20 protein-coding genes and 1 tRNA gene are annotated in these 20,755 nt (G+C 72.7%); 13 read left to right on the top strand and 8 right to left on the bottom strand.

The window, feature by feature from the left end; genetic code table 11:
- Positions 1 to 5 precede the first annotated feature (5 nt).
- Positions 6 to 176 (top strand): CsbD family protein, encoded by a 171-nt coding sequence (locus ASF89_RS09445; RefSeq protein WP_055796655.1) that lies wholly within the window; start codon positions 6 to 8, stop codon positions 174 to 176.
- 143 nt (positions 177 to 319) lie between these two features.
- On the opposite strand, the gene ASF89_RS09440 is transcribed toward ASF89_RS09445, so the two are convergent.
- The 6 genes from ASF89_RS09440 to ASF89_RS09415 form a co-directional block, all read right to left on the bottom strand.
- Positions 320 to 1,123 (bottom strand): crotonase/enoyl-CoA hydratase family protein, encoded by an 804-nt coding sequence (locus ASF89_RS09440; protein WP_055796658.1) that lies wholly within the window; start codon positions 1,121 to 1,123, stop codon positions 320 to 322.
- Entirely contained in the window at positions 1,120 to 1,950 is an 831-nt protein-coding gene (locus ASF89_RS09435; RefSeq protein ID WP_235484103.1) for an arginase family protein, read from the bottom strand. Before ASF89_RS09435 ends, ASF89_RS09440 begins: the two co-directional genes overlap by 4 nt.
- 62 nt (positions 1,951 to 2,012) lie before the next feature.
- Positions 2,013 to 3,128 carry a DUF418 domain-containing protein gene (locus ASF89_RS09430; protein WP_055814107.1) on the bottom strand — a complete coding sequence of 372 codons (1,116 nt, stop codon included), beginning with the start codon at positions 3,126 to 3,128 and terminating at the stop codon, positions 2,013 to 2,015.
- Positions 3,125 to 3,838 carry a PspA/IM30 family protein gene (locus ASF89_RS09425; RefSeq protein WP_055814104.1) on the bottom strand — a complete coding sequence of 238 codons (714 nt, stop codon included), beginning with the start codon at positions 3,836 to 3,838 and terminating at the stop codon, positions 3,125 to 3,127. Before ASF89_RS09425 ends, ASF89_RS09430 begins: the two co-directional genes overlap by 4 nt.
- 58 nt (positions 3,839 to 3,896) lie before the next feature.
- A complete protein-coding gene (locus tag ASF89_RS16230; RefSeq protein WP_055814101.1) occupies positions 3,897 to 5,948 on the bottom strand; it encodes a TPM domain-containing protein in 2,052 nt (683 codons plus the stop codon).
- Between the two features lie 93 nt (positions 5,949 to 6,041).
- Positions 6,042 to 6,449 (bottom strand): hypothetical protein, encoded by a 408-nt coding sequence (locus ASF89_RS09415; RefSeq protein ID WP_055814098.1) that lies wholly within the window; start codon positions 6,447 to 6,449, stop codon positions 6,042 to 6,044.
- A 70-nt stretch (positions 6,450 to 6,519) separates the two neighbouring features.
- On the opposite strand from ASF89_RS09415, the gene ASF89_RS09410 reads away from it, so the two are divergent.
- The 3 genes from ASF89_RS09410 (at position 6,520) to ASF89_RS09400 (ending at position 8,370) form a co-directional block, all read left to right on the top strand.
- Entirely contained in the window at positions 6,520 to 7,404 is an 885-nt protein-coding gene (locus tag ASF89_RS09410) for a DMT family transporter (RefSeq protein WP_055796678.1), read from the top strand.
- A gap of 96 nt (positions 7,405 to 7,500) precedes the next feature.
- A complete protein-coding gene (locus tag ASF89_RS09405) occupies positions 7,501 to 7,716 on the top strand; it encodes a hypothetical protein (RefSeq protein WP_055796681.1) in 216 nt (71 codons plus the stop codon).
- A 90-nt stretch (positions 7,717 to 7,806) separates the two neighbouring features.
- Positions 7,807 to 8,370, top strand: a complete 564-nt coding sequence (locus ASF89_RS09400) for a recombinase family protein (protein ID WP_055814095.1) — start codon at positions 7,807 to 7,809, stop codon at positions 8,368 to 8,370.
- A gap of 24 nt (positions 8,371 to 8,394) precedes the next feature.
- On the opposite strand, the gene ASF89_RS09395 is transcribed toward ASF89_RS09400, so the two are convergent.
- A tRNA-Arg gene (locus tag ASF89_RS09395) sits at positions 8,395 to 8,466 on the bottom strand.
- Positions 8,467 to 8,569: 103 nt separating this feature from the next.
- Here ASF89_RS09395 and ASF89_RS09390 point away from each other — a divergent pair.
- Together ASF89_RS09390 and ASF89_RS09385 are read left to right on the top strand one after the other, a co-directional pair.
- Positions 8,570 to 9,238, top strand: a complete 669-nt coding sequence (locus tag ASF89_RS09390) for a pyridoxal 5'-phosphate synthase (RefSeq protein WP_082475112.1) — start codon at positions 8,570 to 8,572, stop codon at positions 9,236 to 9,238.
- Between the two features lie 74 nt (positions 9,239 to 9,312).
- Complete coding sequence (locus ASF89_RS09385; protein ID WP_055814092.1) at positions 9,313 to 10,071, top strand: gamma-glutamyl-gamma-aminobutyrate hydrolase family protein; 759 nt, start codon at positions 9,313 to 9,315, stop codon at positions 10,069 to 10,071.
- A 25-nt stretch (positions 10,072 to 10,096) separates the two neighbouring features.
- Here the strand turns inward: ASF89_RS09385 and ASF89_RS09380 are convergent, their stop codons facing one another.
- Positions 10,097 to 10,738: a hypothetical protein gene (locus ASF89_RS09380; protein WP_156463364.1), complete on the bottom strand. Its 642-nt coding sequence runs from the start codon at positions 10,736 to 10,738 to the stop codon at positions 10,097 to 10,099.
- 103 nt (positions 10,739 to 10,841) lie between these two features.
- On the opposite strand from ASF89_RS09380, the gene argS reads away from it, so the two are divergent.
- The 7 genes from argS (at position 10,842) to rho (ending at position 20,753) form a co-directional block, all read left to right on the top strand.
- Entirely contained in the window at positions 10,842 to 12,506 is a 1,665-nt protein-coding gene (argS, locus tag ASF89_RS09375; protein WP_055814087.1) for an arginine--tRNA ligase, read from the top strand.
- Positions 12,503 to 13,270 carry an LmeA family phospholipid-binding protein gene (locus ASF89_RS09370; RefSeq protein ID WP_055814084.1) on the top strand — a complete coding sequence of 256 codons (768 nt, stop codon included), beginning with the start codon at positions 12,503 to 12,505 and terminating at the stop codon, positions 13,268 to 13,270. Before argS ends, ASF89_RS09370 begins: the two co-directional genes overlap by 4 nt.
- An 85-nt stretch (positions 13,271 to 13,355) precedes the next feature.
- Entirely contained in the window at positions 13,356 to 14,756 is a 1,401-nt protein-coding gene (gene lysA, locus ASF89_RS09365; protein ID WP_055814080.1) for a diaminopimelate decarboxylase, read from the top strand.
- Positions 14,757 to 14,835: 79 nt separating this feature from the next.
- Positions 14,836 to 16,170, top strand: coding sequence for a homoserine dehydrogenase (locus tag ASF89_RS09360; protein WP_055796705.1), 1,335 nt, complete (start codon positions 14,836 to 14,838; stop codon positions 16,168 to 16,170).
- Entirely contained in the window at positions 16,170 to 17,252 is a 1,083-nt protein-coding gene (thrC, locus tag ASF89_RS09355; RefSeq protein ID WP_055796708.1) for a threonine synthase, read from the top strand. The genes ASF89_RS09360 and thrC overlap by 1 nt, the downstream gene beginning before the upstream one ends.
- A complete protein-coding gene (thrB, locus tag ASF89_RS09350) occupies positions 17,249 to 18,202 on the top strand; it encodes a homoserine kinase (RefSeq protein WP_055796712.1) in 954 nt (317 codons plus the stop codon). The genes thrC and thrB overlap by 4 nt, the downstream gene beginning before the upstream one ends.
- A gap of 256 nt (positions 18,203 to 18,458) precedes the next feature.
- Positions 18,459 to 20,753 carry a transcription termination factor Rho gene (gene rho / locus ASF89_RS09345; RefSeq protein WP_055814077.1) on the top strand — a complete coding sequence of 765 codons (2,295 nt, stop codon included), beginning with the start codon at positions 18,459 to 18,461 and terminating at the stop codon, positions 20,751 to 20,753.
- The last annotated feature ends 2 nt before the right edge of the window (positions 20,754 to 20,755 follow it).

Here is a 20,755-nt window from a genome sequence, read left to right as displayed (position 1 = left end):
TCTTCATGGGACTCGACGACAAGATCAAGAACGCCGCTCAGGACATCGCAGGCAAGGCCAAGGAGGCCATCGGCGACCGCAAGGGCGACGAGGACCTCAAGGCCGAGGGTCGCAAGGACCAGACCGCCGCGAGTGCCAAGAAGACCGGCGAAGACGTGAAAGACGTCTTCAAGTAAGACGCGTCATCACGCCCGGAGCCCGCTCCCCTCGTGGGGGCGGGCTTCGTCGTGTGAGGGCCGGTCAGCCGGGTCGGACAGCGCTGCCGGTCGATCGTGCCCGTCGGCGGTTCCGGTCGGCGGTGCCGCTCGGGCCCGGACGATCACGACCCCGAGAATCGCGGGTCGCGCCGCTCCGTGAACGCCGCGACACCCTCTCGGGCGTCGTCCGTGCCGAGCAGGCGCACCAGCTCGGGCTGCAGCGAGGCCTCGGCCGCCGCGTCGCCCTCGCGCACGGCCAGACGCGCGTTGGCGAGGGTGGCCTGCACGGCGAGTGGGGCCTGGGCGGCGATCCGCTCGGCGAGTCGCAGAGCCCGATCGAAGGCGGCCCCTTCGGGGACGACCTCCTGCACGACCCCGATGCGCCGCGCCTCCTCGGCTCCGAAGAGGTCGCCGGTGAGCAGATAGCGCATCGCGTCGCCCCAGCCCGCGCGTCGGGGCAGCCTCGTCGTCGCGCCGCCGAACGGGAGGATCGCCCGGCTCACCTCGATCTGACCGAAACGGGCCGTCTCGTCGGCGATCACGATGTCGCTGGCGAGCGCGAGCTCGACCCCGAGCGTCAGGCACGTGCCCTGCACGGCGAGCACGACCGGCTTGGTCAGCGATCGTCCGTCGACCTGCCAGGGGTGCACGCCGCCCTCGGGGACGATGTCGAGACCGGTGTCGGTCACGGCCGGGAGGACGTCGGTCAGATCGAGCCCCGCCGTGAAGTGGTCGCCGTGCGCGAAGACGAGTCCGACGTGCAGTCCGGGGTCGTCGTCGAGTCGGCCGTAGGCGAGAGCGAGTTCGCGCAGCATGCGGAGGTCGGCGGCGTTCCGCTTCTCGGGACGGTCGAGTCCGATCAGGAGGACGCCCCCGCGGCGCTCGACCGTGACGCGGGGGCGGTCGCCGGCGTCGGGTCCGCTCATCGCGACAGGGCCCCGACGATGCGGAGGATGGTGCCCATGTCGTCCGAGGCGCTCGTCGCGTCGACGGGGGCGAACGAGCAGAGCCCGGCCCCCACCAGGGTGAAGCGGGTCTTGAGGGCGGTGATGGTCGCGATGAGCGTCGCGAGATCGACGCCGAACGGCTGGGGCGCCAGCAGTCCGTCGATGATGCCGGGGTCGAGCACGTCGAGATCGACGTGCAGGTAGACCTCGGTCGCCCCCGTCGCGGCCACCGCGGCCACGACGTCGTCGGGCGTGAGATCGAGCGACGAGACCGTCGAGACGCGGCGACTGTCGACGTACCGGTCTTCGGCCTCGTCGAAGCTGCGCGCGCCGGCGAGCACGATGCGGCCCGGGTCGAGCGGCGTCTCGGCCGGATCGAGCGTCGGGAGGTCGTCGTCGACGTCGCCGACCAGAGCCCGGAGCACCATCCCGCTGAAGGCGCCGCTCTCGCTGCTGCGCGGCGCGTGCAGGTCGGGATGGGCGTCGAACCACACGACGGCCGTCGACGGGCTGAGCGCGTGGCGGACGGCGCCGAGCTCGACCCCGCAGTCGCCGCCCACGACGAGCGCGGGTCCGGTGCCGGTCGCGAGCTCCTGCTGCAGGGCGTCGGCGACGGTGAGCACGGACGACAGCCGGTGCACCTGGGTGCCCAGCGAGTCGCCGGCCCCGACGGGGACCTCGACGACGGTGGTCGCCGACGCGGGCAGATCGCCCAGTATCGCGTACGCGCCCTCGGCGAGCCGCATGGCCCTCGACGACGGAGAACCCTGCCACTGCGGAACCACGACGAACCTCACGCGCGTCAGTCTGGCACAGCGCGGGGCGGTCGTGGCAGGGACCTCGACGGGCGATGACGAGGAGGCCCGGGTCAGCGGGAGACGGCGTCGTCGCGCCCGGCCCCGGGCCGGCTGGCGGCCGCCACCAGGCGCTCGAGCGGACCGCGCCCGACGAACCGTCGCCAGAGGACGGCGTAGACGAGCGTGCCGACGACGGAGGCCACGAGCCAGCCGAGGGGGAGTCCGTACGAGCCGCCGGCGGACCGGTAGGCCGTGAAGAGGGGCGCCGTGAGCAGCAGATGCAGCGTGTAGACGGTCAGGGGCTGGGCGCCGACCGCCGCGAGCGGCGAGAGGACGGCCCGGACGACCCGGGTCACCCGGCCCGCGACACGACCGGTGCCGGTGGCGAGCAGCAGGAGGCCGATCACGGCCAGTGCGACGCCGCCCGAGCCGACGATCTCGGCGGGCATGCCCTCGTGGTCGGCGGGGTCCAGGGCGGCGACGTCGGAGGCGCCCGGCAGGAACCGCGCGCCGTAGCCGATCACCGCGGCGACGGTTCCGACGACCACCAGGAGGGCGGCCGTCGCCGGGCGGGCGAGATCACTGCGGGCGGCTGCGAGGCCGGCCAGGAGGAAGGGCAGCCAGACGAGTGCCGGGTAGGCGCCCACGAGCAGGGCGTCGGCCGCGAGACCGGCGAGGCCCGGAGCCGCGGCGTCGCCGACCGCGTCGAGGGGCACGAGGGAGGCGGCGAATGGAGCCGCGAGGGTGACGACGACGGCCAGCGGAACGAGGAGGCGCCGAGGCAGCCAGAGGACGGCCAGCAGCAGCACGAACATCACCCCGTAGTACGGCAGGATCACCAGGACGTAGGGGTTCCAGGCCTGCAGCAGCAGCCCGAGCACGATCAGCAGCACCGCGCGGATCGCGATGGACAGAGCCCGGCGGCCTCGATCGTCCGGGCGCGTCGGATCGGCGCCGCCGGTCATGAGCCCGAGCGAGACGCCGGCGAGGGTGGCGAACAGGATGGCCGAGCGTCCGTCGAAGAGGCGCTCGTCGAGCAGATCGCGCGGCCAGAGGTGCGCCGCGAACATGCCGAGGACGGCGAGGCCGCGGGCCACGTCGACGCCGACGAGCCGTGACGCACCCGGGCGCGTGACCCGGACCCGACCGGTCGTCGGCGTCGACGGGCCCGCGGCGCCGACGGTCACGCTCCGAGCTTCAGCGCGGCCAGGCGCGCCTCGATCTCGGTCTGCTCGTCGAGGTCCTCGAGACCCTCGAACTGCGCGTCGAGGCTCGAGGCCGCGAGCTCCTGCTGCCCGAGCACCCTGGCCTCCTCGCGGCGGACCTTGTCCTCGAAGCGGCTGAGCTCGCTGGTGGGGTCCATCAGGTCGATGCTCTTCACCGCGTCGGCGACCCGCGACTGGGCCTCGGCCGACTTGGCCCGGGCGTTCAGCTCGTCGCGCTTGCTGCTCAACTGGTCGAGCTTCTCGCGCATCTGCGTCAGACCCGTCTTCAACCGGTCGACCACCTGGGTCTGCGCGGCGATGGTCGGCTCGGCGTCCTTGGCCTCCTTCTCAGCCGACAGCTGACGACCGAGGGCGACCTTGGCGAGCGCGTCGAACTTGTCCGCGTCGACCGTGTTGCCGGCGGCCCGCAGCTCGTCGGCCTTTCCGCTGGCGGCCCGAGCCTTGCGCTCCCAGTCGGCGGCCGCGGCGACGTCCTCGGCGTGGTCCTGCTCGATGAGGCGCAGGTTGCCGATCGTCTGAGCGACGGCGCTCTCGGCCTCGGCGATGCTGTTGGTGAAGTCGCGGACGAGCTGGTCGAGCATGAGGCTCGGGTCCTCGGCCTGATCGAGCAGGTTGTTGATGTTCGCCCTCGTCAGCTGGGCGATTCGTCCGAAGATGGACTGCTTCGACATGGTGGTCCTTTCGTCTGGTGGTCGTTGCCGTGGTCTGTGTCGGAAGGGCCGCTGCGGTTCAGAAGCGTCCGCCGCCGGATCGGCGGCCGCCGCCGCCGCCGCCGAAGCCGCCGCCGCGTCCGCCTCCGCCGAAGCCGCCGCTGCGGCCCCCGAAGCCGCCGCCTCCGCCGAAGCCGCCACCGCCCCCGCCGCTGTTCATGAGCCCGCCGATGATGAGGCCGGTGACGATGCCGCCGAGATCCGCGCCTCCTCGGCCGCCGCCGCCCGAGCCGCCGAACGGCGAGGCCTGCTGATACGTCGAGACGTCCGCGGCCGCTTCGCTCGACGCCGCCTGAGCGGCCAGGTTCGCCTGATGCGCTTCGCCGAGCGCGGCGTCGCGATCGACGGTGGCGAGCGAGACGGCCTCGGCCAGGTGCCGCTCGGCCTCCGAGAGACGAGTGCGGGCACCGGGCCCGACCGCGCCTCGCCGGGTCTCGATGAAGTCGCGTGCGGCGCTGATCCGGCTCCGAGCCGACAGGAGCGCCTGGTCCAGGGCCGCCTGGGCCTTCCGGCGCGCGGTCTCGGCGTCGCGGACGGCGGCGAGGGCGGCGTCGACCCGGTCGTCGGCGTCATCCAGACGGGCGAGCACGGCGAGGGGGTCGGCGCGGTTCTCGTCGGCGAAGCGCAGCGCCTCGTCGACCGCCGCCACCGTCGCGGCGAGGTCGACGCCCCGGGGGGCAGCCGACGGCTCGAGTGATCGGGCCGCGTCGAGATCGGTGCGCAGCTCGATCGTCAGTTCGCGGATCCGGCTCTGCGCCGTGGCCAGCGACTCGCCCGAGCGCACGACCGAGTCGGCCAGCTGATCGACCTGGCCGAGGGCCTGGCGCGCGGAGCGGATGCGGGCGACCGCCTGACCGGTCTCGCCCGCGGCGAGATGCTCTCGGGCCGCTGTCGCGCTCTCGTCGACGAACTCGAGCAGCCGGTCCGCCTGGTCGACGTCGTCGACGATCGACGCCACCGCCGGAGGGGAGTAGGTGCGGGACAGCGCCTCCAGGGTGCTCCGCGTCTCGGCGAGGCGGGCCCGACGGACTGCGACGTCGGCGGGCAGCGCCTCGGCATCGGCGGGGGCGGAGTCCTCGGCCCGCCGCATCTCGTCGAACGCGTCGGACTGGGCGTCGAGGGTCGTCCCCGCCGTCTCGCACAGCTCGATGATCCGTGTCGTCCACTCGCGTCGCTCCCCGGCGCCGTCGGGCACATGATCGTCGAGTCTCTGACGTAGGGCGAAGGCCTCGCGCGCGCTCGACCGGGCGGACTCCAACGCCTCGACGAAGGGCCGGGCGACCTGCTCGCCGAACTGGGCCTCGGCGAAGCCGACCTCCTGCGAGCCGGCGGTGATCTCGTCGTCCAGGGCGACGAGCAGACCGGCGGCACGACGCTCCAGCTCATCCTGCTCGGCCCGAGCGGCGGCGAGGGCGCGGCCTCTCCGGCGGCGTCGGAGGACCGTGACGGCGACGACCGCGGCCAGCACCACGAGCGCGAGCACGCCGAGGGTCCAGAGCAGCCAGGTCCCGCCGCCGGAGGACGATCCGTCGTCGTCAGCTCCGGCGGCCCCGGGCGCCAGGGCGTCGGCGAGCGAGGTCGCGGCGCCGGCCCAGTCGCCGTCGCGGAGCTCCGGCACGAGCACGTCCGTCTCGAGCGCCGACTGGTCGGCGGCCGTGATGGACGACGACTCGGCGACCGAGAGGTCGTACAGGCGATCGTCGACGGCGACCGACAGCAGCACGTCGTTGACGCCCAGCTGATTCCGCTCCGCCGTAGCGCGACCCCACTCGGTGCGGTCCGAGGGGGAGGTGAAGGAGTCGACGTAGACGACGAAGAGATTGGTGCCGTTCTCGGCGGCGAGGGTGTCGAGCGACTGCTCGACCCTCTGCTCGTCGGCGTCCGACAGCACGTCGGCCTGGTCGACGACGTAGGCGCCGGCCAGATCGACGGGCCCGGCCGCTGCAGCGCTCGTCACGCCGAGCAGCGAGCCGCCCACGATCGATGCCGCCAGCACCGTCCCGCCGAGCGCCAGAGCGCCGATCATCTCGGCACCCGACGCGATCCGTCCCTCTCGTGCGACGACGCCCACGACTCTCCCCTCGACGATGGGGCCGAGTCTAGTGAGGGCCTCCGACGGTCCGCCCGAGCATCCGCCGTGAGCGGACCGGGCCGCGAGGCGGCGTCACCCGACGAACAGCAGGGCGATCGACGCCACCGCGCAGACCGCGCCCACGGCCACGAGCACGATGCCGACGAGACGCAGGGCCCGGCCGTCGTCGTGCGGGGTGTCGACGCGCACCGAGGAGGGGCGGCGAGGGTCGTAGTGGACCGTCAGCTCGGTCTCGACGGGCGTCTCGATCGCGTACTCAGCGAACTGGGTCTCGTGCAGGTCGCCCCACGAGTCCATCCACCGGGCCGTCGCAACCCGCGCGTACTCCGGTGCCGGGATGACCACGGCGACCGTCTCCTCGTACCGACGGGCCCGTCGCCCGACGGCGGCGGCGGCGATGAGGAAGGGGGTGCCGGCGACGAACCCGAGCCAGCCGAAGAGCTCGATCACCGGCGAGATGACGGAGAGAGCGTCGGACATGCCACGATCGTAGTGCCGCACCGCGGCGACGGCCGTCCCGGCCTCCGTCCGTCCGTGAGGAACCCCCGTCGTGAGCCGACCCCCGCTCGACGCCGTCCCGGCCCCCGTGCTCGCGGTCGCCGCGATCGTCTCCGTGCAGTTCGGCGCGGCCCTCGCCCGCACGCACTTCGACGCCGTCGGCCCCCTCGGCGCCGCGTCCCTCCGGCTCGCTCTCGGCGCCCTCATCCTGCTCGTCGTCTTCCGGCCGCGGGTCCGCGGCTGGGATGCTCGCACCTGGCTCGGGGTCGTCGTCCTCGGCCTCGCGCTGGCCGGGATGAACTCCCTCATCTACCTCGCCATCGACGTCGTCCCCCTCGGCGTCGCGGTCACCCTCGAGTTCCTCGGCCCGCTCGTCGTCGCGCTGGCCCAGACCCGCCGCTGGCTCGACGCCGGCTGGGCCGTGCTCGCGCTCGCCGGCGTCGTCGTGCTCGGCTCCGACTCGAGCGGGTCGATCCCGGTCGTCGGGGTCGTGCTCGCCCTCGGCGCCGGAGCCTTCTGGGCCTGCTACATCGTCGCCAACGCGAACCTCGGTCGACGTGCGGACTCCCTGTCGGGGCTCGCGGTCTCGATGCTCGTCGCCGCCGTCGTGGTCGTGCCGTTCGGCGCTGCCGACGCGAGCGCCGCCGTGGTCGCCGACCCGCGCCTCCTCGGCGTCTTCCTGATCGTCGCCGTCGCGACCTCGGCGGTCCCCTACGCGCTCGAGATGGTGGCCCTCCGCCGCCTGCCGACGCGGGTGTTCGGGGTCCTGTCGAGCCTCGGGCCGGCGCTGGCCGCGTTCGCCGGGCTCGTCGTGCTCGGACAGGCGCTCGGTGCCCGCGAGCTCGTCGCCCTCGCGCTCGTGACGGCCGCCAGCATCGGGGTGACCGTCACGGCGCGCCGGCGGGTGGCGACGGCGTCGGAGCCACCGCCCGCCTAGCCGATCCTGGACGATCTGTACCCCGATCGCGGGGTGGCGGGCGTAGTCTGCGGTCAGCGGGCCAGAGTCGGTCCGCCGCAAGCAAGGAGGAACACCATGGGAGCTGTTCTCGAGAAGACGTCCCGCGCCGAGGTCATCGACCTGGGCGACGGTTATCACCGCATCTCGACGCCGACGGCCGGCGTGATCGGATTCGTCCACGAGTCCGACGGCCGCTACGAGGTCCTCCGCGGGCGGGTCCGATCGGCCACGAGGGCCGAGGGCGTCTACCGCAGCCTCGACGTCGCGGTCATCGCCCTCACCTACTCCTGAGTCCCCGACCGGCGGAGTCACCCGACGTCCGACATCCTCGACGGCCCCGCTTCGGCGGGGCCTTTCGTCTCAGAGAGAGCAGGACCGGTCATGGCGGTGATCGGCTACGCCCGCATCTCGGACGACGACGCATCGCCCGACCGGCAGCAGTCCGTGCTCGAGGCCGCGGCCTGCGAGCGGATCTACATCGATCGGGCGACGGGTCGCCGCACCCGTCAGCCGTTCCTCGTGGACGCGCTCGCCTCGCTCCGCGAGGGGGACGTCTTCGTCGTGACGCGGCTCGATCGCCTGGGCGGGTCGGTGGCCTCCCTGCTGGACCTCGTGTCGGGTCTCGACGAGCGCGGCGTCGCCTTCCGATCGCTCGACGAGGGGATCGACGAGATCGGACCCTGGGGTCGCTACTTCTTCCGCACGGCCGCCGCGCTCGCCGGCCACGAGCGGACGGTCGACGCCGAGACCGGTCTCGCGGCCGCCCGTCGACGACGCGACGCCCGGTCGAGCAGACCGCAGGGTCTCGGGTCCCGCCGGCTGCGGATCGCGCGGGTGCTGCTCGCCGACGAGCTGCCGATGCGAGACGTCGCCCGGCATCTGGGAGTCTCGGAGCGCGTGCTGCGGCGTGAGCTCGAGAACGACGAGCCGGACGGCGCACGGTAGGGCGACGATCCGGTCGGATGACGGTGCCCCCAGAAGGATTCGAACCTTCGCCCCTGCCTCCGGAGGGCAGTGCTCTATCCCCTGAGCTATGGGGGCCCAGGAACGTCGTCCAGGTTAGCAGCGATTCCCGCCGCCTCCCGACGCGGTCCGGCCCGGCCGCTCACGGTCGCCCTCCACCTGGGCGGAGCACTGTGGTGCGATGAGCACCGACGAGTCCGCCCCGACCCTCCGCGACCGCCTCCGCGAGGCGAAGGCGCCCCACCCCGACGTCCCCGCCCTCGACCCCGACGTCGCGCCCGCCGATCCGCGGGAGCTCGTGAGGGAGTGGCTGATCGAGGCCGTCGAGGCCGGCGTCCCGCAGCCCCAGGCGATGACCCTGGCGACCGTCGACGCGTCGGGTGCGCCCGCCTCGCGCGTCGTCCTGCTGAAGGACGTCGACGACGACTTCTGGTTCGCCTCGTCGTCGCTGAGCCCGAAGGGTCGGCAGATCGAGGTCGAGCCCCGCGTCGCCCTGTCGTTCTTCTGGTCGGAGCGCGGGCGGCAGATCCGCGTCACGGGGCGCGCGGTCCCCGGGTCGCGGGAGGCGAGCCGGGCGGACTTCACATCGCGGCACCCGCAGTCGCGGGCCGTCGCCGTCGCCCTGCCGCAGAGCAGCGTGATCGCCGACCCCGAGGAGGCGCGGCGCGCCCTCGACGACGCCCGCTCGCGCATCGACGCCGACCAGGACTCCGCCCCCGACGACTGGACGGCGTACCGGGTCGAGCCCGCCTCGATCGAGTTCTGGCAGGCCACGAGCGGCCGCGATCAGGTGCGCCTGCGGTACGACCGCGAGGGCGATTCGTGGACCCGCGCCTCCCTGTGGCCCTGAGCATCACGTCGATCGCTCCGTAACGCGGAGACACGGAGCTGGCGTCGCCGCCCGGGCGTGACGACGATGGGGCCATGCCCTCCGAGACCCTCCACCTCGCCGTCGTCGAGGTGACCCGTCACCGCCCGCACGCCCCGCGCTACGACGCGTACGTGCAGACGATGGTGGCCCGGGTGCTCGGCGATGCGGCGCGGGGCGGGTGGACGACCGATCGCGTCGCGGCCGGCGAGCTGGGCGTCGACGCCCTGCTGGCCTCGACGGCGCGGGCCGACGCCGTGGTCGTCCTCGGCGGCGAGGACATCTCGCCCCGCTTCTACGGCGCGTCGGGCGGCTACCCGTCGGAGGGTCCGCACCACGCCGTGGCCGACGAGGCGCAGATCGCTCTCGTGCGACGCTCCCTCGAGACCCGCACGCCCCTCCTCGGCGTCTGCCGGGGCCACCAGATCATGTCGGTCGCCCTCGGGGGGACGCTCGAGCAGCATCTCGACGACGAGGCGGGTCTGCACCGCACCGCGGGCGTCCCGGCCGACCTGTCGATGGCCGACCACCTCGTCGCGATCGACCCCGCGAGTCGACTGGCCGGGGTGCTCGGCACCCGCGTCGTCGTCCGGAGCTCGCATCACCAGGCCATCGGACGTCCCGGTGCGGGGCTGAGGGTCGTCGCCCGGGCGGCCGACGGCGCCATCGAGGCCGTCGAGCACGTCGAGGCGCCCATCACGGGCGTGCAGTGGCACCCGGAGGATCCGGGCGCCGACCGCGCGCAGCTGCCGGCGCTTCTGGCGCGGCTGCGCCTCGAGGCCCTGTCCGCCGGTCGGGCGTCGCGCGCCGCCTGACTCCCGGGGTCGCCGGAGGCGCGGGTCAGCCGGTCGCGCCGCCCGCCTCGAGCGCCACCACCACCTGCGACGCCACGGGCTCGGCCGATCCCGGCTCGACGAACGCGGTGGACTCGAGCACGACGTCGTAGGGGAGGGGGAGGAACTCCGCCCGGCCGACGCCCTGCGTCACGTCGAAGTAGCCCTCGACTCCGTACGTCGGCACCCAGTTGCTCGTCGCGACGAGCTCGTTCGCGAGGGAGGTCAGTCCGGCGTCGTCGTACTGCGCGACTCCGAGGGTGATGGTGTCCCCGGCCGTGTCGGTCCAGGCGCACAGGGTGCCGTCGGCCGCGGCGACCCGTTCGAGCGGCGTGGTCACCCCGTCGTCGTCGGCGCCCTCGGGCACGGGAGCGGGCGACAGGCCGGGGTGGGCCGCAGCGACCGTCGCCGGATCGACCAGGGCCGAGCAGTCGAGATCCACCGGCGTGCTGACCAGGGCCGGGGTCGTCGGGGTCGGGGTCGGCGTCGCGTCGCCGGGGGCGCCGGCGGTCGCGTCCTGTGACGCCGCGGCGCTCGACTCCGGTGCCGGCGCGTCGCCCGAGGTGCACGCGGCGAGCGGCAGGGCCGCGAGTCCGACGATCGCGGCCAGGGTGAGACCTCGCAGAGGGGGGCGGGTGATCGGCGTCATGCGGACCATCTTCACCGATGGCGCCCGGGGGTCGTCTCCGTCGGGGCTGCGCCGACCCGGTCGCCCGCTGATCCGCCGCCGTCAGACGGTAAGATGAACCCTCGTGACTCCCGCCGAACTCTCCTCCTCCCTCCTCGCCGTCGTCTCGGGCGTCCTCGAGCGCCGCGGCGTCGCCGGCGAGGTCTCGGTGACCCCCGCCGACGTCGTCCTCGAGCGTCCCCGCAACCTCGATCACGGCGACTGGACGACGAACGTGGCCATGAAGTTCGCCAAGCGGGTCGGGTCGAACCCGCGCGAGCTCGCGTCCGAGATCGCCGGCGAGCTCGCCGAGGTCGACGGGGTGGCCCTCGTCGACGTCGCCGGGCCGGGCTTCGTCAACATCCGCCTCGACGCCGCCGCCGCGGGCGTCCTCGCCAAGACGATCGTCGAGCAGGGCGAGGCCTTCGGGCGCGGCGACTACTACGAGGGCGTCACCATCGACCTCGAGTTCGTGTCGGCCAACCCGACCGGCCCGATCCACCTCGGCGGGGTGCGCTGGGCCGCGGTCGGCGACAGCCTGGCCCGCGTGTTCCAGGCGCAGGGCGCCCTCGTCACCCGCGAGTACTACTTCAACGACCACGGCGGCCAGATCGACCGCTTCGCCCGCAGCCTCCTCGCCAGCGCGCTCGGCGAGCCCACCCCCGACGACGGCTACGGCGGGTCGTACATCGGCGACATCGCCGAGCGCGTCATGGCGACCGTCGACGCCGACGTGCGCGACCTCCCGCGCGACGAGGCCCAGGAGCTCTTCCGCTCGGTGGGCGTCGACTTCATGTTCGGCGACATCAAGACGTCGCTCCACGACTTCGGCGTCGACTTCGACGTCTTCTTCCACGAGAACTCGCTGCACGAGTCGCGGGCCGTCGAACGCGCCGTGGCGCGCCTCCGCGAGCTCGGCCACGTCTACGAGGCCGACGGGGCCACCTGGCTCAAGACGAGCGACTTCGGCGACGACCGCGACCGGGTGGTCATCAAGACCGACGGCGAGGCCGCGTACATCGCCGGCGATCTCGCCTACTACCTCGACAAGCGCGAGCGCGGGTTCGAGCGCAACCTCATCATGCTCGGCGCCGACCACCACGGCTACGTCGGCCGCATGATGGCCATGTGCGCGGCCTTCGGCGACGAGCCGGGCGTCAACCTCGAGATCCTCATCGGTCAGATGGTCAACCTGCTGCGCGACGGCGAGCCGCTCCGCATGTCCAAGCGCAACGGCACCGTCGTGACGATGGAGGACCTCGTCGACGCGGTCGGGGTCGACGCCGGGCGCTACTCGCTCGTCCGCAGCCCGGTCAACAGCTCGATCGACATCGATCTCGACCTGCTGACCCGCCGCAGCAACGACAACCCGGTCTTCTACGTCCAGTACGCGCACGCCCGCACACGCGCCGTGGCCCGGAACGCGGAGGCCGCCGGCGTCACGCGAGACGCCTTCGACGCCTCGCTGCTCTCGCACCCGACCGAGGCGGCCCTGCTCGGCGCGCTCGCCGAGCTGCCTCGCGTCGTGCGTCAGGCGGCGGAGCTGCGCGAGCCCCACCGCGTGGCCCGGTACGTCGAAGAGCTGGCGGGCACCTACCACCGGTGGTACGACTCGTGTCGGGTCACCCCTCTCGGCGACGAGGCCATCACCGATCTGCACCGCACGCGGCTCTGGCTGAACGAGGCCGCGGGCCAGGTCATCCGCAACGGGCTCGGTCTGCTCGGCGTCTCGGCCCCGGACCGCATGTGAGCGCGCTCGACGAGACCTTCGCCGAGCAGCCGGTCCGACCGCGCAAGAGACGTCGTCGCGGCGTCGCGCTCGTCGCCGTGCTGGCTTTCGTGGTCATGCTGGTCATCATCGCGGTGGTGGCGGACGTCGTGACGCGGGCCGTCATCGAGGACCGCGCGTCGGTCCAGGTCGAAGAGACCTCGGGGGTCGACGACGTCGCGGTCGACATCCACGGCCTGTCGGTCCTGTGGCAGCTCTCCCGGGGGACCCTCGACTCGGTGACGCTTGCGTCCGGGTCGGCGAGCGACCCGGTGAGCTTCCGGGTCGACGTCGCCGATGTGCCGACCGACCTGGCGGGCCCGACGGGGGCCGTCGTGGGCACGGTCTCCGCCGACGCAGCCACGGTCAACCGCCTCGAGGGCATCGAGGACTCCGGAGGCACGGTGTCCTTCGACGACGGCCAGGTCACCTACCAGAAGACCTTCACGATCCCGATCGTCGGCGACGTGCCGGTCGACGTCTCCGCGTCGCCGACCGTGGCCGACGCCGGCCGGGCGATCTCCTTCTCTCCGACGGCGGCGTCGTTGCCCGACACGTCGATCCGGCTCGATCTGACGCGGTTCCTCGGCGACTTCGCCACCACCGTCTGCGTCGCCGAGTACCTGCCGACCGACTCCGCCATCACCGGGGTCGACGTCACGACCGACCGCGCTTCGATCGACCTCTCGTCGCCCGGCCTCGACCTGTCGGAGCCGCTCCTCGACGACGAGGCCTCCTGCTCGTGACGGCGGAGGGCCCGGTGGCATGACGCCGGCGTCGCCGTCGCTAGGCTCAGAACAGTCCCCGTCGTCCCCCCGAACCGAGGTGCCCGTGTCGTCGAACCCCCTCGCCCCCGCCTGGCTGCGGGTGCCGGTCGAGCCGAACGCCCTCGACGCCTCGGTCTGGTCACGGACGGCGGGCCGAGACGAATCGGGGGGGATCGTCATCGGCGGCGTGTCCGCCCGCGATCTGGCATCCCGCCACGGCACTCCGCTCTACGTCGTCGACGAGGCCGACGCGCGGGGGCGGGCCGCCGAGGCCGTCGAGTCGTTCCGCCGCGAGTTCGGCCGCATCGGCACGACCGTGTCGGTCTACTACGCAGCCAAGGCGTTCCTCTCCGTCGAGGTGGCCCGATGGGTGTCCGCTGCCGGCATGCGCATCGACATCTGCACGGGCGGTGAGTTCGCGGTCGCCCGCGCGGCCGGCGTCGAGGCCGCCCGGATGGGCTTCCACGGCAACAACAAGTCGCTCGGCGAGATCGACCGGACCGTGGGCGAGGGCATCGGCGTCATCGTCCTCGACAACGCCGACGAGGTCGCCCGCGTCGCGGACGCCGCCGACCGGCACGGCGTGGTCCAGGCCGTCCGGCTGCGCGTCAACTCGGGCGTGCACGCGTCGACGCACGAGTACCTCGCCACGGCCCGCGAAGACCAGAAGTTCGGCGTGCCCCTCGCCGACGCCGCGGAGGTCGTCGCCGCCGTACGCGACCGCTCATCGCTCCGATTCCTCGGTCTCCACTCGCACATCGGCTCGCAGATCTTCGGCAGCGACGGCTTCGCCGAGGCGGCGTCGCGACTGCTGGCGGTGCACGCCGACCTCCTGCGCGACGGGGACGTGCCCGAGCTCAACCTCGGGGGCGGCTTCGGCATCGCGTACACGAGCGCCGACGACTCCCGGCCGATCGCCGAGCTCGCGGCCGCGCTGGCCGACATCGTCGACGAGGAGTGCCGTCGTCTCGGCATCCCCGTCCCCGTCATGGCCGTCGAACCGGGTCGCTCGATCATCGGGCCGTCGGGCACGACGCTCTACGAGGTCGGCACCATCAAAGACGTGCTCGTCACCTCCGACGACGGCGCGAGTCAGGCCGTCCGTCGCTACGTGAGCGTCGACGGCGGCATGAGCGACAACGCGCGGACGGCCCTCTACGGAGCCGACTACTCCGTCTCGATCGCGAACCGCGCCTCCTCGGCCGACCCGGTGCTCGTGCGCGTCGCGGGCAAGCACTGCGAGAGCGGCGACCTCGTGGTCCTGGCCGACTACCTGCCCGGCGACGTGGCCCCGGGCGATCTCGTCGGCGTCCCCGCCACGGGCGCCTACTGCTGGAGTCTCGCGAGCAACTACAACCACGTCGGACGACCGCCGGTGGTGGCCGTCGTCGACGGGCAGTCACGGGTCATCGTCCGGGGCGAGACCGAGGCCGACCTGCTCGCCCGTGACGCCGGTCTCTCCTGACCTCGTCGACCCCTCCGCCCCGCCCTTCCTCCCCGACCAGGGTCCGCCGACGCGGACCAGCCCATGAGAACGGAAAGCCATGATCGAATACCGCAACGTGAGGGTCGCTCTGCTGGGCGCCGGATCGGTGGGGTCCCAGGTGGCCCGGTTGCTCCTCGAGCAGGCCGACGACCTCGCGGGCCGTGCCGGCGCGGGACTCGAGCTCGTCGGCATCGGCGTCCGCGACGTCGACGCGCGTCGCGACGTCGACCTCCCGCGCGAGCTCCTGACCACCGACATCGAGTCGCTCATCCTCGGAGCCGACATCGTCGTCGAGCTCATGGGCGGCATCGAGCCGGCGCGCAGCTACGTCCTGAAGGCCCTCGGGTCGGGGGCCGACGTCGTCACGGGCAACAAGGCGCTCCTCGCCAGTCACGGGCCCGAGCTCTTCGAGGCGGCCGAGCAGGTCGGGGCCCAGCTGTACTACGAGGCGGCGGTGGCCGGCGCGATCCCGATCATCCGCCCGCTGCGCGACAGCCTGGCCGGCGATCGGATCGTCCGCATCATGGGCATCGTCAACGGCACCACGAACTTCATCCTCGACCGCATGGACACCGACGGCGACACGCTCGAGGCGGCGCTGGCGACCGCGACCGAGCTGGGGTACGCCGAGGCGGACCCGACGGCCGACATCGAGGGGTACGACGCGGCCCAGAAGGCCGCCATCCTCGCGAGCCTCGCCTTCCACACCACGGTCCCGCTCTCGGCGGTCCATCGCGAGGGGATCACCCGTGTCACCCACGAGCAGGTCGTCGCCGCCCGCAAGGCCGGCTACGTCGTGAAGATCCTCGCCATCTGCGAGCGGCTCGTCGACTCCGAGGGCGTCGAGGGCGTCAGCGCGCGCGTCTACCCCGCGCTCGTGCCCCTCGGTCATCCGCTGGCCGCCGTGCACGGGGCCAAGAACGCCGTCTTCGTCGAGGCGGAGGCAGCGGGCGACCTGATGTTCTACGGCGCCGGCGCCGGCGGGATCGAGACGGCGTCCGCCGTGCTCGGCGACCTCGTCTCCGCGGCCAGGAGGCACGTCATCGGCGGCCCGGGCGTCGCGGAGTCCACGCACGCCAACCTCCCGGTGCTGCCCATCGGCCAGGTCACCACGCGTTACCAGATCACGCTCGACGTTGCCGACCAGCCCGGCGTGCTGGCCGAGGTCGCCGGCGTCCTCAGCCACCACGGAGTGAGCGTCCACAGCGTCGAGCAGACCGGGGGAGTCCGGCCGGACGCGGAGCGCGGCGACGACGCGACCCCGGCCACCGCTACTCTGATCATCGGCACGCACCGTGCGCTGGAGTCCTCACTCGCGGCGACGGTCGAGGCCTTGGAGGAATCACCGGTCGTGAACACCGTCACGAGCGTCCTGAGAGTCGAAGGAGCCTGATGGCCCACCAGTGGCAGGGTGTCCTGCGCGAATACGCCGACCGTCTCGACATCAGCGAGGCCACGCCGATCGTCACCCTCGGCGAGGGCGGAACGCCTCTCATCCCGGCACCGGCCCTCTCGAACCGGACGGGAGCGAAGGTCTTCGTCAAGTACGAGGGCATGAACCCGACGGGTTCGTTCAAGGACCGCGGCATGACGATGGCCATCTCGAAGGCCGTCGAGCACGGTGCGAAGGCCGTCATCTGCGCCTCGACGGGCAACACGTCCGCCTCGGCCGCCGCCTACGCGGCCCACGCCGGCATCACGGCCGCGGTGCTCGTGCCCGAGGGCAAGATCGCGATGGGCAAGCTGAGCCAGGCCGTCGCCCACGACGGTCAGCTGCTGCAGATCCAGGGCAACTTCGACGACTGCCTCGACATCGCTCGCGACCTCGCCGAGAACTACCCCGTCCACCTGGTCAACTCGGTGAACAACGACCGCATCGAGGGCCAGAAGACCGCGGCCTTCGAGGTCGTGGACGTCCTGGGCGACGCCCCGGACTTCCACTTCATCCCCGTCGGCAACGCCGGCAACTACACCGCCTACACGAGGGGCTACCGCGAGGACGTCGAGGCCGGTCGGTCGACGCGACTGCCGCGCATGTTCGGGTTCCAGGCCGCCGGGTCCGCCCCGATCGTCGCAGGCGAGGTCGTCAGGTCCCCCGAGACGATCGCCAGCGCCATCCGCATCGGCAACCCGGCGTCCTGGCAGCTCGCGCTCGAGGCCCGAGACCTGACGGACGGCTGGTTCGGCGCCATCACCGACGAGGCCATCCTCGCCGCTCAGAAGATCCTCAGCGCCGAGGTCGGCGTGTTCGTCGAGCCGGCGTCGGCGATCAGCGTGGCCGGTCTCCTCGAGCGCGCCGACGCCGGCGTCGTGCCCGCGGGATCGACCGTCGTGCTGACGGTCACCGGTCACGGCCTCAAGGACCCGCAGTGGGCCCTCCGCCGGGCGGACGGCTCGACGGTCGAGCCGACGGTCGTCGCGAGCGACACGGCTCGCGTGGCCGAGGTGCTCGGGCTCGTCCCGGCATCTGCATGACCTCCGCTCCGACCGAGAGGTCGGTTCTCGTCAGGGTCCCCGCGACATCGGCCAACCTCGGCCCGGGCTTCGACACGCTCGGTCTGGCACTGTCGCTCTACGACGAGCTGGTGGTGACGGCGACGTCCGGCAGCGGCGTCGAGGTGCACGTGTCCGGTGTCGGCGCCGGCGAGGTGCCGACGGACGAGTCGCACCTCGTGGTCCGTTCGATCGCGGCCGCGTACGCCTCGGTGGGTCGCGACCTGCCGGGGCTCCGGCTCTCCGCTCGGAACGTCATCCCCCACGGCCGCGGACTCGGCTCGTCCGCGGCGGCCATCGTGGCCGGTGTCATGGCCGCCAAGGGTCTGCTCGAGGGAGAGGTCGAGTTCTCGTCGTCCGACCTGCTCGCTCTCGCCGCCGAGCTCGAGGGGCATCCGGACAACGTCGCGCCCGCGCTCTTCGGCGGGCTCACGATCGCCTGGACGACGTCCACGGGTCCCGCCCATAAGCGGCTGCTGGTGCACCGGGGGGTCTCGCCCGTGGTGTTCGTCCCCGAGACGACCCTCTCGACCAAGCTCGCCCGGAGCCTCCAGCCCGCGTCGGTGCCGCATGAGGACGCGACGTTCAACGTGTCCCGCTCGGCCCTGCTCGTCGCGGCGCTCGTGCAGAGCCCCGAGCTGCTCCACGCCGCGACCGAGGATCGGCTCCACCAGAGCTATCGGGCGAGCGCGATGCCCGAGACCGACGCCCTCATCCGACTCCTCCGCGACGCGGGTCTGGCCGCCGTCGTCTCGGGGGCCGGGCCGTCGCTCCTGGTGCTCGGCAGCGACCCCGCGCAACGCCTGTTCGCCGCCGATCTGGTGGCCGAGCACGGCGTCTCGGAGTGGCGTGCGTTGATGCTGGCCGTCGATCTCAAAGGTGCTACAGTCGTAGCGCACCCGGTAGAAAACTCAGATTTCCTGGGCATCTAGCACCGCTCGACCAGCTCTCCGACGACCTCAGGTCGACGCAGTCCGACTCGGGCCCGCATGGGGTTCCACGTCGTCGAGTCCCCGGGTCGCAACCATCCCGTAGTGCACATCTAGCAGTGCCCGTCTGCCGATCCGGCAGCCGTGCACCGCACCTCCGAGATCCTCTCCTGCAGCACAGTCCTGCAGGCGAGAGGCAGCGGGGTGTGAGCAGCTCTGCCCCGCCGTTCCGTGCGGGGGAGCGAAAGGAACCCATCCAGTGACCGACGTCAGCAACTCCGCGTCCACCGACCGCACCACCGAGCTCGGCGCCATGCGCCTGCCCCAGCTGCAGGCCCTCGCCTCGTCGCTCGGCATCAGCGGTCTCTCCAAGCTCCGCAAGGGCGACCTCGTCGCCGCCATCGCCGCGACCGAGGCCGCCGCGATGACCGGCACCGTCGAGGCGCCCGCCGTCGTCGACGCGACTCCGGCCGAGACGGCGGAGTCGGTCGACGCCGCTCAGCCGACCCTCGACGTCGAGACGACCGACGCCGTGGCCGCCCAGGCGCCTGCAGTCGAGGCGCCCGCCGCCGAGGACCCGGTCGTCGAGGCCCCTGTCTCCGAGGCTCCGGCCACCAAGCGCCGCGGCTCGCGTCGGGCGTCCTCCGCCGCGGGCGCTCCCGCCCAGCGGGGCGCGACCGACCACCTCAACGCCGGTCAGACCGGCACGGCTCCTCTCGTGGCCGACGCCGCGCCCGAGGTCTCCGCCCCGGTCGAGTCGGCACCGGAGGTCGCGACGACGACCGTTCCGACCGGATCCGAGTCCTCGTCGTCCGTCGAGACCGAGGCGCCCGTCGCCGCCGAGACGCCGGCCGAGCGCCCGACGCGCAGTCGTCGCGGGTCTCGTCGAGCCACCGACGCCAGCGTCGCCGCGGCCCAGGCGCCCGCAGCGTCGACGGACGCCGCTCCGGCGCCGACGAGCGCCCCCGAGGCGGGCACCGACGCCCGTACCGAGGGCGAGGGCGGCGAGCAGAACGGCTCCGACGATCAGAACGATCAGAACGGTCAGCAGGGCGGCGGTCGTCGCAGCCGCAACCGCAACCGCGGCGACCGGAAGAACGGCCAGAACGCCCAGAACGCCCAGAACGGCCAGACCGCCCAGACCGACGGCGCCCGCTCCGACGAGCAGTCGAAGCAGCAGAGCACGGGCGACAGGAACGATGGCGCCCGGGGTGACCAGCAGCCCGCCGGCGCGCAGGGCTCCGGCCAGCAGAACGGTCAGCAGAACGGCCAGCAGAACGGCCAGCAGAACGACGAGGGCGGCCGTCAGGGTCGCGGGCGTCAGCGTGATCGGAAGCGCGGTCGCGGCGCGACGCAGAACGACGAGTTCGAGCCGGAGATCACCGAGGACGACGTCCTCATCCCCGTCGCGGGCATCCTCGACGTCCTCGAGAACTACGCGTTCGTCCGCACCACCGGCTACCTGCCCGGAGCCAGCGACGTCTACGTGTCGCTCGGTCAGGTCAAGAAGTACTTCCTGCGCAAGGGCGACGCGGTCGTCGGCGCGATCCGTCAGCCGCGCGAGGGCGAGCAGGGCCAGGGGCGTCAGAAGTACAACGCCATCGTCCGCATCGACTCGATCAACGGCCAGCCGGTCGACGAGGCGGCCAAGCGCGTCGAGTTCAACAAGCTGACCCCGCTCTACCCGCAGGAGCGCCTGCGTCTCGAGACGGAGCCGCAGAAGCTGTCGACCCGCATCATCGACCTCGTGGCGCCGATCGGCAAGGGGCAGCGCGGTCTGATCGTCTCGCCGCCGAAGGCGGGCAAGACGCTCGTGCTGCAGGCCATCGCGAACTCGATCGCCAAGAACAACCCCGAGGTCCACCTCATGGTCGTCCTCGTCGACGAGCGACCCGAAGAGGTCACCGACATGCAGCGCACCGTCAAGGGCGAGGTCATCGCCTCGACCTTCGATCGTCCCGCCGAAGACCACACCACGGTCGCCGAGCTGGCCATCGAGCGCGCCAAGCGTCTCGTCGAGCTCGGTCACGACGTCGTCGTGCTCCTCGACTCGATCACGCGCCTCGGTCGCGCCTACAACCTCTCGGCTCCGGCCTCGGGTCGCGTGCTCTCGGGCGGCGTCGACTCGTCGGCGCTCTACCCGCCCAAGCGCTTCTTCGGCGCGGCGCGCAACATCGAGAACGGCGGCTCGCTGACGATCCTCGCCACGGCGCTCGTCGAGACGGGTTCGAAGATGGACGAGGTGATCTTCGAGGAGTTCAAGGGCACCGGCAACATGGAGCTGCGTCTGTCGCGTCACCTGGCCGACAAGCGCATCTTCCCGGCGGTCGACGTCAACGCGTCGGGCACCCGCCGCGAGGAGATGCTCCTCAGCCCCGACGAGGTCAAGATCACCTGGCGCCTGCGTCGGGCCCTCGCGGGTCTCGACCAGCAGAAGGCGCTCGAGATCGTCCTCGGCAACCTGCGCGAGACGCAGAGCAACGTCGAGTTCCTCGTCCAGGTGCAGAAGTCGGTGCCGGCGAACGGCCACGACAACGGCCACAAGGAGCACTAACA

The sequence above is a fragment of the Frigoribacterium sp. Leaf172 genome (genome assembly GCF_001424285.1).
Taxonomy (GTDB): domain Bacteria; phylum Actinomycetota; class Actinomycetes; order Actinomycetales; family Microbacteriaceae; genus Frigoribacterium.
Note: the sequence above shows the minus strand (reverse complement) of the source record. Positions and strands in the feature narration are given on the sequence as shown.

Coding starts and splice junctions, on each gene's coding strand:
- ASF89_RS09445 (WP_055796655.1), top strand. CDS start 6: ATGGGACTCGACGACAAGATCAAGAACGCCGCTCAGGACATCGCAGGC.
- ASF89_RS09440 (WP_055796658.1), bottom strand. CDS start 1,123: ATGAGCGGACCCGACGCCGGCGACCGCCCCCGCGTCACGGTCGAGCGC.
- ASF89_RS09425 (WP_055814104.1), bottom strand. CDS start 3,838: ATGTCGAAGCAGTCCATCTTCGGACGAATCGCCCAGCTGACGAGGGCG.
- ASF89_RS09415 (WP_055814098.1), bottom strand. CDS start 6,449: ATGTCCGACGCTCTCTCCGTCATCTCGCCGGTGATCGAGCTCTTCGGC.
- ASF89_RS09405 (WP_055796681.1), top strand. CDS start 7,501: ATGGGAGCTGTTCTCGAGAAGACGTCCCGCGCCGAGGTCATCGACCTG.
- ASF89_RS09400 (WP_055814095.1), top strand. CDS start 7,807: ATGGCGGTGATCGGCTACGCCCGCATCTCGGACGACGACGCATCGCCC.
- ASF89_RS09390 (WP_082475112.1), top strand. CDS start 8,570: ATGAGCACCGACGAGTCCGCCCCGACCCTCCGCGACCGCCTCCGCGAG.
- ASF89_RS09385 (WP_055814092.1), top strand. CDS start 9,313: ATGCCCTCCGAGACCCTCCACCTCGCCGTCGTCGAGGTGACCCGTCAC.
- ASF89_RS09380 (WP_156463364.1), bottom strand. CDS start 10,738: ATGACGCCGATCACCCGCCCCCCTCTGCGAGGTCTCACCCTGGCCGCG.
- ASF89_RS09360 (WP_055796705.1), top strand. CDS start 14,836: ATGATCGAATACCGCAACGTGAGGGTCGCTCTGCTGGGCGCCGGATCG.
- thrC (WP_055796708.1), top strand. CDS start 16,170: ATGGCCCACCAGTGGCAGGGTGTCCTGCGCGAATACGCCGACCGTCTC.
- thrB (WP_055796712.1), top strand. CDS start 17,249: ATGACCTCCGCTCCGACCGAGAGGTCGGTTCTCGTCAGGGTCCCCGCG.